The sequence below is a fragment of the Bradyrhizobium sp. CCBAU 11434 genome (assembly GCF_028128895.1).
Lineage (GTDB): Bacteria > Pseudomonadota > Alphaproteobacteria > Rhizobiales > Xanthobacteraceae > Bradyrhizobium > Bradyrhizobium zhengyangense.
In genome coordinates this window covers 266,767-279,645 of sequence record NZ_LBJX01000011.1, presented here as the reverse complement: position 1 = coordinate 279,645, position 12,879 = coordinate 266,767, and the positions used below count along the sequence as shown (strand labels likewise).

Annotated in this window: 11 protein-coding genes; 3 read left to right on the top strand and 8 right to left on the bottom strand. The window is 63.7% G+C overall.

The window, feature by feature from the left end; genetic code table 11:
- Nucleotides 1-34: 34 nt before the first annotated feature.
- The 4 genes from XI06_RS08780 to XI06_RS08765 form a co-directional block, all read right to left on the bottom strand.
- Nucleotides 35-457 carry an OsmC family protein gene (locus XI06_RS08780; RefSeq protein ID WP_128952631.1) on the bottom strand — a complete coding sequence of 141 codons (423 nt, stop codon included), beginning with the start codon at nt 455-457 and terminating at the stop codon, nt 35-37.
- Between the two features lie 162 nt (nt 458-619).
- A complete protein-coding gene (locus XI06_RS08775; RefSeq protein WP_271605069.1) occupies nt 620-1,933 on the bottom strand; it encodes an epoxide hydrolase family protein in 1,314 nt (437 codons plus the stop codon).
- Nucleotides 1,934-2,191: 258 nt separating this feature from the next.
- Nucleotides 2,192-2,881 (bottom strand): VOC family protein, encoded by a 690-nt coding sequence (locus tag XI06_RS08770; protein ID WP_271605068.1) that lies wholly within the window; start codon nt 2,879-2,881, stop codon nt 2,192-2,194.
- Nucleotides 2,882-3,010: 129 nt separating this feature from the next.
- On the bottom strand, nt 3,011-3,682 hold the full coding sequence (locus XI06_RS08765; RefSeq protein ID WP_271605067.1) for a sensor histidine kinase: 672 nt from the start codon (nt 3,680-3,682) through the stop codon (nt 3,011-3,013).
- Nucleotides 3,683-4,019: 337 nt separating this feature from the next.
- Between XI06_RS08765 and XI06_RS08760 the strand changes: the two genes are divergently transcribed.
- The 3 genes from XI06_RS08760 to XI06_RS08750 all read left to right on the top strand — a co-directional run bounded on the left by XI06_RS08760 (nt 4,020) and on the right by XI06_RS08750 (nt 8,875).
- Entirely contained in the window at nt 4,020-6,857 is a 2,838-nt protein-coding gene (locus tag XI06_RS08760; protein WP_271605066.1) for an ATP-binding protein, read from the top strand.
- Nucleotides 6,858-6,975: 118 nt separating this feature from the next.
- Nucleotides 6,976-7,683 carry a hypothetical protein gene (locus XI06_RS08755; protein ID WP_237859085.1) on the top strand — a complete coding sequence of 236 codons (708 nt, stop codon included), beginning with the start codon at nt 6,976-6,978 and terminating at the stop codon, nt 7,681-7,683.
- Nucleotides 7,684-7,882: 199 nt separating this feature from the next.
- Nucleotides 7,883-8,875: a helix-turn-helix domain-containing protein gene (locus tag XI06_RS08750; protein ID WP_271605065.1), complete on the top strand. Its 993-nt coding sequence runs from the start codon at nt 7,883-7,885 to the stop codon at nt 8,873-8,875.
- 152 nt (nt 8,876-9,027) lie between these two features.
- Here the strand turns inward: XI06_RS08750 and XI06_RS08745 are convergent, their stop codons facing one another.
- The 4 genes from XI06_RS08745 to XI06_RS08730 are packed head-to-tail and all read right to left on the bottom strand — an operon-like array spanning nt 9,028 to nt 12,871.
- Nucleotides 9,028-10,008, bottom strand: coding sequence for an ABC transporter ATP-binding protein (locus XI06_RS08745; protein ID WP_271605064.1), 981 nt, complete (start codon nt 10,006-10,008; stop codon nt 9,028-9,030).
- The gene (locus XI06_RS08740) at nt 10,005-10,994 is read right to left on the bottom strand and encodes an ABC transporter ATP-binding protein (protein ID WP_271605063.1); all 990 of its coding nucleotides are present in this window, start codon (nt 10,992-10,994) and stop codon (nt 10,005-10,007) included. The genes XI06_RS08745 and XI06_RS08740 overlap by 4 nt, the downstream gene beginning before the upstream one ends.
- A 15-nt stretch (nt 10,995-11,009) precedes the next feature.
- Nucleotides 11,010-11,933 carry an ABC transporter permease gene (locus tag XI06_RS08735; RefSeq protein ID WP_271605062.1) on the bottom strand — a complete coding sequence of 308 codons (924 nt, stop codon included), beginning with the start codon at nt 11,931-11,933 and terminating at the stop codon, nt 11,010-11,012.
- Nucleotides 11,930-12,871 carry an ABC transporter permease gene (locus tag XI06_RS08730; protein WP_271605061.1) on the bottom strand — a complete coding sequence of 314 codons (942 nt, stop codon included), beginning with the start codon at nt 12,869-12,871 and terminating at the stop codon, nt 11,930-11,932. The genes XI06_RS08735 and XI06_RS08730 overlap by 4 nt, the downstream gene beginning before the upstream one ends.
- Nucleotides 12,872-12,879 lie beyond the last annotated feature (8 nt).

Genomic DNA, 12,879 nt, shown 5'->3' with positions numbered 1-12,879 from the left:
GGACCGGATGGCCAATCTATTCGAAGCGGTCCGACTAGACCAGCTTGGCGTCGAGGCTGATTTCGGCATTGAGAACCTTGGAAACCGGACAGTTCTTCTCGGCCTCGCCGGCAATGCGGGCGAAGCCGGCATCGTCGAGATTAGGCACCTTGGCGCGCAGCGTGAGAGCGGACTTGCTGATCTTGAATCCCTTGCCTTCCGGTTCGAGCGAGACTGCGGCCTCGGTCGACAGCTCCGTCGGCGTGAACCCGGCGAGCTGGAGGCCGAACGCCAGGGCCATGGTGAAGCAGCCGGCATGTGCGGCCGCGATCAATTCCTCGGGATTGGTGCCCTTCTCGTTCTCGAAACGGGTCTTGAACGAATAAGGGGTCGCGGCGAGCACGCCGGATTCGCTCGACAGATGACCAGTGCCATCGCGGCCCGTGCCCTGCCAAACTGCCTTTGCCTTGCGGATCATCTCACTTCTCCTTGTTGGGGGCGGATTGACCAGCGGCGCTCCGCACCGGTGGAAGGGCGGCGCCGCTGGCATTGCGTGGGACACTTCAGGATTTGCACCGCCGAAGTGTCTTTTGAAGGGCGGGACACGCCTTGCCGGCCTGCCTCAACTTGCCGGCCTGCCTCAAATCGACTGGCGCAACGAGCGGAACGCGGTGCGCACCTCCGCGCAGAACAGCACGGGCTGTTCCCATGCCGCGAAGTGGCCGCCCTTGTCGAGCCGGTTGTAATGGATCAGCTTGGGATAGGCTTTTTCGGCCCAGCTGCGCGGCGCGGCATAGATCTCGTCGGGGAAAACGCTGACAGCGACCGGAATCTTCACGTGCTTGGGCGCGAAGAACGCCAGCTTGTTCTCCCAGTACAGACGCGCCGAAGACACCGCCGTGTTGGTCAGCCAGTAGAGCGTGATGTTATCGATGACATCATCGCGCGACAATCCTTCGGACTTGCCGTCGAAGGCTCGTGTAATCATCGCTGTGCTGCGGGCGTCGTGGTCGAGCATCCAGGACGCCAGACCTGCCGGCGAATCCACGAGGCCATAGAGCGTCTGCGGCCGGTTCGACATTTCGATCGCATAGCCGAGGCCATGTTTGTAGAAATCGTCGAGCTGATCGTAGGCAAGGTTCTCGTCGGCCGTGAGGCCCGACGGCTTTGCCCCACCGGGCTGGAGTGCCTCGGCGATCTCGTCCGGAACGGTCGCGGGCATATTGGTGTGGATGCCGAGCAACTGCGGAGGCGCCAGCAGCGCCATTTGCTCCGTGATCGCGTTACCCCAATCGCCGCCCTGGGCGACGTACCTGCTGTAGCCGAGCCGCTCCATGAGCACGACCCAGGCCCTTGCAACACGCTGCGGATCCCAGCCAAGGGCCGCGGGCTTGCCGGAGAAGCCGTATCCCGGGAGCGACGGGATCACGAGGTGAAACGCATCTGCGGCTGCTGCGCCATGCGCGGTCGGATCGGTCAGCGGACCGACGATCTTCATCTGCTCGATGACCGAGCCGGGCCAGCCATGCGTGACGATCATCGGGAGCGCGCTGTCATGCTTCGAACGCACGTGGATGAAGTGAATATCGACGCCGTCAATCTCGGTGACGAATTGCGGGAGCGCATTCAGGCGGGCCTCTATCTTGCGCCAGTCGTAGTCTGTCTGCCAGTGGCGAACGAGCTGCTGGACGGTCGACAGCTGCACGCCCTGCGACTGATCGGCGACAATCTCGCGATCCGGCCACCGCGTCGCGGCGAGACGGCGGCGCAGGTCGAGTAGATCCTCCTCAGGCACGCTGACGTGGAACGGGCGGATTGCATCGCTCGCGGCGGCCTTGACCGAACCCGCCGGAAACAGGCTCGCCGTGCCTGCAGCAACAGCCATCATCGCGGCCTGACCCAGCAATTGGCGGCGGTCCGGGTTGATGATGTCGACTCGTGTCTGCGTTGTCATTACGCATCTCCCTGGTTCTGGTCCGTGACGTTGACCGAAACTCGAAATCGAGATCGGCTCGTCCTTGATCTAGATTGGCTCAGAGACAGTCCATTGGCTCGTTATGGATTGTTAGGGCGCGTTAGCCTTTGCGAGTTGTCGCGACGCAAGCTCGAAAGGTGAAGTATGATCATCACAAGACGCGCCGCGCAAACGCGTTACGGCGCGCGGTCGGCTATCGCGCGCCGTGAATGCCGACCCATCGGCTAAGGTCGTAAGTCAGGTCGGCAGCGGCTGACCGGCTTGCTCGCGCACGATGTAATCGGCGTACCAGGCCGGCCAGTTCTCGTCGTGTCCGCCAGTCAGCTTCTCGTGTTCGCCATGCGCCGCTGCCGCGCGCCGCAGCGCGCCTGCAAGTTCGCTTGACGAGGTGAACGTGGTGTCCGTGGCCTCGATCCGACCCGGCAGCCGCGTCGTGATCTCCTGAAACAGCCAGCCGTTGCCATCTGGATCTCTGAAGGAGGCAAACGAGCTGTAGCTGCCGCGTTTTGGATCAGCACCGTTGAGCCTGATACTGCCGAACAGGTATGGCTCGTCCGTGCCGGCGTGAACATCGCCGCCACCGTGAAAGGGTTCGCTGATCTTGACGCCACGCGCGAGCAGATCCTGTCGTGCAGCTTCGAGGTCGGAGACGATCAGATACAGGCCTTGCGCCGAGCCGGGCTCCGCTGACGTGATGTTCTTGCCGAAGATCACCGAACAGGCTGAGCCCGGCGGTGTGAACTGAATGACGCGCCAGCCGTCGGCAGAGGCGAAATCCGCATCCAGCCTCCAGCCAAGACTGGCATAAAATGCCTTGGCGCGATCCACATCCGACACGGGGATCACGACGACCTCGAGCTTGAGGTCGACGGCACGCGATTTCGCCGGGTTGGCGGCGGCTGTGTGATTCATCCCGGCGATGGTCATGTCGCACTCCCTGATTTGAGATACGGGCTCGGCACCGAGACCGTTTGTGACACCACGAGTTTTGCGCGAACGATGAAATAGTGCTCGCTATCGGTTGTTATGCTTCGTTAGCGAATGTGCGCCACTTCCTCACGCAGCAGCGAGCGGCATGGCGATGGTGACACGTGTGCCGCCCTGCCCGGCTTCGCCATGCATTCGGGCACGGATGCTGCGCGCCAAGCCTTCCAGGATCCGGCTGCCGGCCCCTTGAAGCGGTCCGGTCGCGCCAACGCCATTGTCGGCCACCGCGCAGAGCCAGCTGCCCTCGCGGTTCACAACCTCGATGCGGATCAGCGCGCCGTTCTTGCATGGAAAGGCATGCTTTGCCGCATTCGTAATCAGTTCCGTCAACATCAGCGCGAGCCGGTGGCACTGCCAGGCCGGCAGCGTCCCGCTTTCGACCGACGCTTCGCAGCGGATGCCGGCCGGTTCCAGCACCGCTTCGGAAAGCGCGCCACAGAGCTTTTCGAAGAAGGCCCCGACGGAGATCTCCGAGAGATCGTCATTATCGGACAAGAGCTGATAGAGCCTGCCGAAGGCGACGATCCGCCGCTCCAGCCGGTCTACCGCGACCGACATGTCTGGGCCTCCGGCCCGCGTGAAGTCGCGACGGACTGACGCGCCCAGCAGCGTCAGCGTGTTTTTCATACGATGGTGAGACTCACGCAGGACGAGTTCCCAGTCGCGCGAGACGTCGTCCAGATTGGCGACATAATGTGATCGAACGCCCCTGTCGTTCGGCCGAGCGCTGATATCGGGCATCATAGCTTCCCCCATTGAAATTGGGCCTAACTCGAAGCCTATACTGATGCAGACCCGCCGCTCACGCTCGTTAGACGTTGCAAGATTGTGTTATGATTGCATGGCGCGTGATATCTTCGGGCCATGGCACAAGCTTCAGCCTGAAGCACTCTGATATTTCCCGCTTCCCGCATAAGCCGTTCGCGTTTAAACAAAATTCGCGGCGTTTCATCCCAACGCTTTCGACCCGGTCCTATGCCTGTTGCTCGATTTCGCCGCTTTCGGCCGGTTTACTCTCGGTAACGTTCTGGTAGATCAAACAGACAGCAGCTCTTTCCTTTCGCTGGAACCATGGCGCGTGCCGGACACTAACGACCAGGACTCAGCCATTTCCTTCGGGGCCTTCCGGCTGTTTCCGCGGTCCAGGCTGCTCGAAAAGGATGGCGTGCCGCTGCATCTCGGCGGCCGCGCGCTCGACATTCTGATCTTTCTCGCCGAGCGTGCCGGCGAGGTCGTCGACAAGCGGGAATTGGTCAAGCGGGTCTGGGCCGATGTGAATGTCGATGAGGGCAGCCTGCGATTTCACATCACGTCGCTTCGCAAGGCGCTGGGCGATGCCGGCGAAGGCTCCCGCTATGTGGTCAACGTGCCTGGCCGGGGCTATTGTTTCACGGCGCCGCTGCTCCGCGCGGCACCTGCAGAGATCAGGACCGGCGCGGTTGTTTCCGCACTTCGCTCCCTGCCCGCCCCGCTTGCGAAGATGATCGGCCGCGACGACGCGGTCGAGAAGATCGGAGCCGAACTTTCCCTGCATCGGTTCGTCACCATCGTCGGCCCCGGCGGCATCGGCAAGACCTCCGTCGCGCTCGCCGTGGCGCATGGCCAGTATGCGGCCTTCGACGGCCAGGTCTGCTTCGTCGATTTTGGCGCGCTGACGGACCCTCAGCTCGTCCCTGGCACGATCGCCGCAGCCCTTGGCCTGACCGTCAGTTCCGACGACCCGCTACCGGGGCTGCTGCAGTCGCTGCGCAGCCGCCCGATGCTGCTGGTGTTCGACAGCTGCGAGCATATCATCGACGAGCTCGCCCCCCTGGCAGAGCGCATCGTGCGGGAAGCCCCTGAGCTGCATATTCTCACCACCAGTCGGGAATCCTTCCGCACCGAAGGCGAACGGGTATACCGGCTGTTTCCGCTGGATTGTCCGCCGCAACGCGACGGACTGAGCATGGCCGACGTCCTTGCCTATCCGGCCAGCCAGCTTTTCGTCGAGCGGATCGCCGAGAGCCTCAGCGAATTCGAACTCAGCGAGGAGGATGCGCCTCTCGTCGCCGATATCTGCCGGCGCCTGGACGGCATTGCGCTCGCGATCGAGCTTGCAGCCGGACGAGTCAATGCCTACGGCATCGCCGGCACGGCATCGCTGCTCGACAGCCGTTTTTCGCTGCTTTGGCGGGGACGTCGCACCGCTATACCCCGGCACCAAACGCTGAGCGCGGCGCTGAGCTGGAGCTACGATCTTCTCCCCGTGGCGGAGAGCGCGACCTTGCGCGGATTGTCGATCTTCGTCGGACCATTCACGCTGGAAGCTGCACTCGCGGTCGCCGCAAGTCAGAGCATCGACGAAGCCGAGGCGGTCGAAGCGATCACTAATCTGCTCTCGAAATCTCTCATTGCGACCTCGCCTGCGGAACGTCGGCTGAGATACCGCCTGCTCGATACGACTCGCGCATTTGTCGGCGACAAGCTCGTCGAGAGCGGAGAATCGGCCCGCGTCGCGCGCGCCCACGCCGAATATTTCCGCGATTTCCTGCACAACATCTCGGCGAAATCGACGGGCATGCAGAGCGCGGGCGGTTTCCTGCCCTATGCCGATCATCTGCCCAATGTGCGCGCCGCGCTGACGTGGAGCTTCTCGGAAAGTGGCGACCGCACGGTCGGCGTGGACCTGGCCGCGTCAGCCGCGCAGTTCTTCCTCGAGCTGACCTTGCTGACGGAATGCCATAGCTGGACCCAGCAGGCGCTTGCATCTGCGGATACCATCGACCGCCGCAAGGAAATGGCCTTGCAGGCGGCCCACGGCGTGTCCGTGATGTTCACCCAGGGCAATGCGGAAGGGGTCCGCTCCGCATTCACGCGCAGCCTGCAACTGGCCGAGGAACTCGACGATCTGCACTGGCAGCTCTGGCTGTTGCGCGGGCTGCATATCTATCTCACCCGGGTCGGCGATTTTCACGGTGCGCTCGGCACCGGCGAACAAGGCCAGGCCGTCGCCAGGAAGCTGAACGACCCGACCAGCACGCTGAACGTCGAGTGGATGCTGGGGGTGGCCCATCATCTGATCGGCAACCAGGACAAGGCTGTTCAGTTCTGCGAGAGCGCGATGGTGGACAATCCGGGCTCACAGCGGCTGAATATCGGCCATCTTGGCTATGACGACCGCATTGTCGCGCTGGTGGCTCTGGCGCGAGGGCTCTGGCTCAGCGGCCGGCCCGATCGCGCCATCGAGGCGGCGCGCTACACCGTGAAGGAAGCCGAGCAGCTCGAGCAACCGCTGACGCTCGGCATTTCCCTGATCTGGACCATCTACGTGTTTCTGTGGGTCGGTGACTGGACCAGCGCCGAGAGCCTGATCGAGCGGCTGATCGATCACGCCGCGCGGCATTTTCTCGGCCCCTATCACGCGGTCGGTATCGGCCAGAAGGGCGAGCTTCTGCTCCGCCGCGGGGATATCGCCGGAGGCATCGAGCATCTTCGCCGCAGCCAGGCGACCTTGTACGCCACGCGGCACCGGATCATGACGACGGTGTTCGCAACGGCGCTCGCGGAGGGGCTTGCGGCCCAGAACCAGGCTGATGAGGGGTTGCGCACGATCGATGAGGCCATCGCCCAGATCGGCGATCACGGCGAATCCTTCGACATGCCGGAAATGCTCCGGGTCAAGGCGGACATTCTGGTGCAATCCGCCCGGGCGACGGAAGCCGAAGCCTGGCTCCAGCAATCGCTCGCCTTGTCGCGCCGGCAATGCGCGCGCGGCTGGGAGCTGCGGGGGGCGATGAGCCTCGCTCGCGTCTGGCTGCAGGCCGGTCGAAAGAGCGACGCCCAGGCCCTGCTGGCGCCGATCGTCGCGCACTATCAGGAAGGCCTGTCGAGCCGCGACCTGGTCGCCGCCAAAGGGCTGCTGAGCACCCTGAATTAGAAGCGTCTTCAACGGGATACCGCAAAATCACGTTCTTGCAACTCCTAACAACTTCTAACACGCCAAGCCGCCCGCGCCCCGCCATGGTGACGACAATTCATGGTGGATGCAGTGAGACATGGCACTTCTTGATGATGCGATCGACGCCTGCGGGGGACTGGCCCGCTGGGACAGCTTGAGCCGGTTCACTCTGCATCTGTCGGTCGGCGGTAGCCTGTTTTCCGACGCCGGACATGCCCGCGAATTCAAGGATGTGACCGCGGAAGGATCGACGCGCACACAATCGGTCCGTTTCACTGGAATCACCGGCGGCGAGCAGTCCGGCGCCTTTCAGGCGGACGCGATCACGATCGAGAGCCTGGATGGCCAGGTGCTGCGAACCTGGCGAAACCCAAGCCTTGACTTCCCGACCAACGGCACGCATGCGCTGGCGGACGAACTGCATCTGGTGTTCTTCTGCGGCGTCCAGATCTGGACCTATCTCACGACACCATTCCTCCTCGCCCGTCCTGACGTCGTGGTGGAGGAGCTGCCGCCCTGGCAGGAGAACAGCGAGACGTGGCGATGCCTTCGCGCGCAATTCCCGTCGAGCCTCATCAACCTTGCGTCCGAGCAAATCTTCTATTTCGACGAGAACGCCTTGCAGCGACGAGCCGACCACGATCTCCTGGGCGCGCGTGTCGCGCACTATTCGTGGGCCCACGAGAATTTCTGCGGCATCGTGGTGCCAACCCTCCGACGCACATTGACGCGACAGCCTGACGCGGCCGTGATTGCCAAACCCGTGCTGATCGACGTCGAGATCTTCGATGCCGTCTTCGAGTGACCGATAAGTCCCTGACATATTGGCTTAAGTTGAGGTCGCTGCGACTGGCCGCGGCATCCGATCCTCCCCCACATAATCTAACAGATCCTAATCACCCCTAACGGGCGTCCGAGCCTGCCCAGGCCTATCCTGTGAGCATGCCGAGGATGCGTCTCCACCGATCCTCGCGAACGATCGCGCAGCTCAGAAGGAACAGGCAATGCTGACCGAATTGCAGAGGGCCCACGCCCGGATCAATCTTCCGGCCGGTCGGGGGAATCACGAAGCGCCCCGCGCGGCCAAGGCGATCACCCGGGAAAACGAGTGGCGTCAGATCGCTTGCAGCGCGCAGACCGAGCTAGACGACATCACGATTTCGCGGTGGGAGAATTCCCGCGAGACCTCCTGGCATTCAGCGACGACGCCGTCCGATCGCTATTTTGTCGGCATTGCGCTGAAGACGACGCGGGCCACCTTGACCAGGGGCCGCCGGATCATCTTCGACGGCACCATGCCGTCAGGCACGCTATTTGTCAGCGCGCCGTCGCGGCAACTGAGCGCACAATTCCAGTCGCCTTGCGCCTTCCTGCACCTCCACATCTCCGCCGAGCATTTCCCGACGCGGTGGTCCGTAGCCGCAGCCGAAGGTCTCGACGACCTCATTCTGCTGCGCGATCCACTCGCTGCGGGACTGGCCAGAGCGCTCGCCGAGCAAGGCGACGCTGCCGGACATCAATTCGCGCATTGCATTGGCCAGATTCTGGCGATGCATCTGGCCCGGCCCGAATTGCCGCGCGCCAAGGTCAATGCCTTGCCAAAATGGCGCCTGCGGCGCGTCGAACAACACATCGCCGCTCATTTCGAACGCGGCATCAGCCTGTCCGAGCTCGCCGGCGTCGCGGGCCTTTCCAGGATGCATTTCGCCGCGCAGTTCCGTGCAGCGACCGGATATCGTCCGCGTGAATATCTGCTCAATCATCGCATCGAACAGGCGAAGTCGCTGTTGACGACGACCGAGAGACCGTTGGCGGAGATCGCTCTGGCAGTCGGCTTCAGCACGCAGGCGCACTTTTCGACCGTCTTCAAGCGCATCAGCGGCAAGACCCCGGCGCGCTGGCGTGCGGCCAGCAAGAACCACCGGCCTGACGTTGAAGCGATGCCACGACGACGCCCGTCATGGGATCAGGACCACATCGTGAGCACGGCTGCATGACAACACCGTCGATACCGCTCTTCGCGTAAGTGCCCTGCCGCTTGCGCCGGCTCGCGCCCTCCTCCTCCCGGGCCTACGAGCCTCTTGGGGCCGCCCTGCCCCCAACAGGACGGCCCCTTTTTTATGGCTGCGTTCAGCATCACGACTGCGCCCTATCCCGCCGGCAGCGCATCCAGATGACAGGCGACCCATTGCTCGCCTTCTGAACGAAGCTGCGGCTCTTCGGTCCGGCAACGATCGAACACAAACGGGCAGCGCGTATGGAAACGGCAGCCTTTTGGAGGATTGATCGGGCTCGGCACGTCCCCGCCGAGAATGATGGGACTGCGCTTGGCCCCGGGCTCCGGCAGCGGCACCGCCGAGAGCAGCGCTTTGGTATAGGGATGTCGGGGTGCTGCAAAGATCTCACGGCGCGGCGCAATCTCGACGATCTTGCCGAGATACATCACCGCGACGCGGTGGGTCATGTGTTCGACGATTGCGAGATCATGGCTGATGAACAGCAATGCAAGGCCAAACTCGCGCTGCAGATCCTGCAGCAAATTGACGATCTGCGCCTTGACCGAGACGTCGAGCGCAGAGACAGCCTCGTCGCAGACGATCAGCTCGGGCTCAGCCGCGAGCGCCCGGGCGATGCCGATGCGCTGGCGCTGGCCACCGGAGAACTCGTGCGGCCTGCGGTTCAGCGCCTCGCGCGGCAGGCGCACCGTGTCCATCAGCGCGGTCACGCGCGTCTCGAGATCGGTTGCCGATTTGGCGAGGCCGAAATTTCGGATCGGCTCGGCCAGAATGTCGCGCACCCGCATGCGCGGATTGAGGCTGGAGAACGGATCCTGAAAGACGACCTGAATGCGTTGCCGCAGCTGGCGCATCGTGCTCGGATGTGCGTCGTCGATACGCTGACCGTCGAGGACAACCTGGCCCGAGGTCACATCGAACAGCCGCAGGATCGCGCGGCCGACCGTCGACTTGCCGCAGCCGGATTCGCCGACCAGCGACAGCGTCTCGCCACGCGCAATCTCGAACGACACGCCGTCCACGGCATAAACGAATTCGGTTTGTCGCCCGAACAGGCCCTTGTTGACTGGAAAATGTTTCTTGAGGTCGTTGACCTGGAGCAGAGGGACACTCATGCCGCGACGGCTCCCTTGGCTGCGTAGTGGCAGGCCGCGATATGGCCCGGGCCCTTCTCTTCGAGGCCCGGCGCGTATTGCCGGCACAGATCGGTCGCCAGCGCACAGCGGCCGGCGAAGACGCAGCCGGCGATCGGTTTGCGCAGATCGGGCACTTGCCCTGGAATTTCAGCGAGCCGCGTCGTGGTGCCGGCGAGCGACGAACCGAGCTTGGGCACCGCGCCGAGCAATCCTTGCGTATAGGGATGGCGCGGCGAGCGGAACAGCTCGGCGACCGGCGCCTCCTCGACCTTGCGGCCGGCATACATCACCATGACGCGCTCGGCGATCTCGGCAACGACGCCGAGATCGTGGGTGATCAGGATGATCGCGGCGCCGACACGACGCTTCAGATCGAGCATCAGCTTGAGGATCTGCGCCTGGATGGTGACGTCGAGCGCGGTGGTCGGCTCGTCGGCGATCAGGAGCTTTGGATTGCAGGCGAGCGCAATCGCGATCATCACGCGCTGGCGCATGCCGCCGGAGAGCTGGTGCGGATATTCGCGGACGCGCCGCTTCGGCTCGGGAATGCCGACGAGCGTCAGCATCTCGATCGCGTGCGTCTCTGCCGCCTGCTTATCCAGGCCCTGATGGATCATCAGCGTCTCGCGGATCTGGCGGCCGACGGTCAGAACCGGGTTGAGGCTCGTCATCGGCTCCTGGAAGATCATCGAGATGTCGTTGCCCCTGATGGCCCGCATCTCGCGGTCGGACATCCGCAGCAGATCCTTGCCGGCGAAGCGGATCGCGCCCGCGATCCTGCCCGGCGGCTCCGGGATCAGCCGCATCAGCGACATCGAGGTAACCGACTTGCCGCAGCCGGACTCGCCGACAATGGCGAGCGTCTCGCCCTCATTGACATGAAAGGACACACCGTCCACCGCGCGGTTGATGCCGCTGGGGGTACGGAAATGGGTCTGGAGATTTTCGACCTCTAACAACGCCATCGCGATCAGCCCCCGTCAGAGACGCTTGGCCATGCGCGGATCGAGCGCATCGCGAAGGCCATCGCCGAGCAGATTCACGGCGAGCACGGTGATCGACAGGAACGCCGCCGGGAAGAACACGATGTAGGGCTTGACCTGCCATAGTGCGCGCCCCTCGGCCATGATGTTGCCCCAGGACGGAATGGTGGGTGGCGTGCCGGCGCCAATGAAGGACAGGATCGCCTCGGTGATCATGGCGCTGGCGCAGATATAGGTCGCCTGCACCAGCATCGGCGCGACCGTGTTGGGCAGGATGTGGCGCAGGATGATCATCGGCGCGCGCGTGCCGCATGCGACCGCAGCATCCACATAAGGCTGCTCGCGCAGTGACAGCACCACGCTGCGGACGAGGCGCGAGACGCGCGGAATCTCGGCGACGGTGATTGCCAGGATGACGTTGCCGACGCTGCCGCGCGTCAGCGCCATCAGCGCGATCGCGAGCAGGATCGGCGGGATCGACATCAAGCCGTCCATGAAGCGCATCAAGATGCCGTCGGCCCAGCGGACGAAGCCCGAGACCATGCCGATGGCAAGACCGGCCGCGGAGGCGAAGATCGCGACCGACAGCCCGACCGTCAGCGAGACCCGTGCGCCGAACAGCACGCGTGAATAGATATCGCGGCCCAGCGCGTCGGTGCCGAACCAGAAGACTGCCGACGGCGCCCTCGTGCGCTTGGCAGGCGCGAGCGCAGTCGGGTCGACCGTCCACAGATACGGCGCAAAAACCGCGATCAGGACGAGCATCAGCAGCAGCACGCCGCCGATTGCGACGGTGGGATGGCTGCGCAAGAACCCGATAAAGCCACGGCGGATCGTGACCGGCCGGAGGATGTCAGGCAATTGCGGAGCAAGCACGAGGCCGGCCGGCAGCACCTGCGGATTGACGGTCGTGTCGGTCAATAGCGGATCCTCGGGTCAACGAGCGTGTAGGTGACGTCGATCATCAGATTGACAAGGACGTAGACAAAGCTGAACAGCAGCACGATGCCCTGAATGACCGGATAGTCGCGCCGCAGGATCGCATCGATGGTGAGGCGGCCGAGGCCTGGGATCGCGAACACGCTCTCGGTCACGACCGCGCCACCGATCAGTAGCGCGATGCCGATGCCGATCACGGTGACGATCGGTACCGCAGCGTTCTTCAGCGCGTGAATGAACAGGATGCCACCCTGCCCGAGGCCCTTCGCCTTGGCGGTGCGGATATAGTCCTGCTGCAATACTTCGAGCATGGCGGCGCGGGTGATGCGCGCGACCAGCGCGATATAGACGCAGCCGAGTGCGATTGCCGGCAGGATCAAATTCTGCAGCCAGGGCCAGAAGCCCTGGTTGAGCGGCGTATAGCCCTGCACGGGGAGCCATTCGAGCTGGAGCGCGAAGACATAGGCGAGGACGTAGCCGACGACGAAGACAGGCAGCGAGAAGCCGAACACGGCAAAGCCCATGATGGCCCGATCGATGAAGCTGCCGGCCTTCCACGCCGCGACGACGCCTAGCGGCACCGCGACGACGATCGTGAGCAGCAGCGTGACCATCATCAAAGACAGTGTCGGTCCGAGACGCTGCCCGATCATCGTGGACACCGGCAGGTTGGTGAAGATCGAGGTGCCGAGATCGCCGTGCATAAGACGCCACACCCAGCTTCCGAACTGGATCAGGAACGGCCGGTCGAGGCCAAGGCTCTGGCGGATGCGCTCCACATCCTCCGGGCTCGCCTGGTCGCCCGCGATCACCACGGCCGGATCACCCGGCGCGATGTAAAGCAGGCCGAACACGAACAGTGCGACAATCGCCATCACCGGCAAGGTGGCGACGATGCGCCGGAGGATGTAGGAGAGCATCTGGCCTC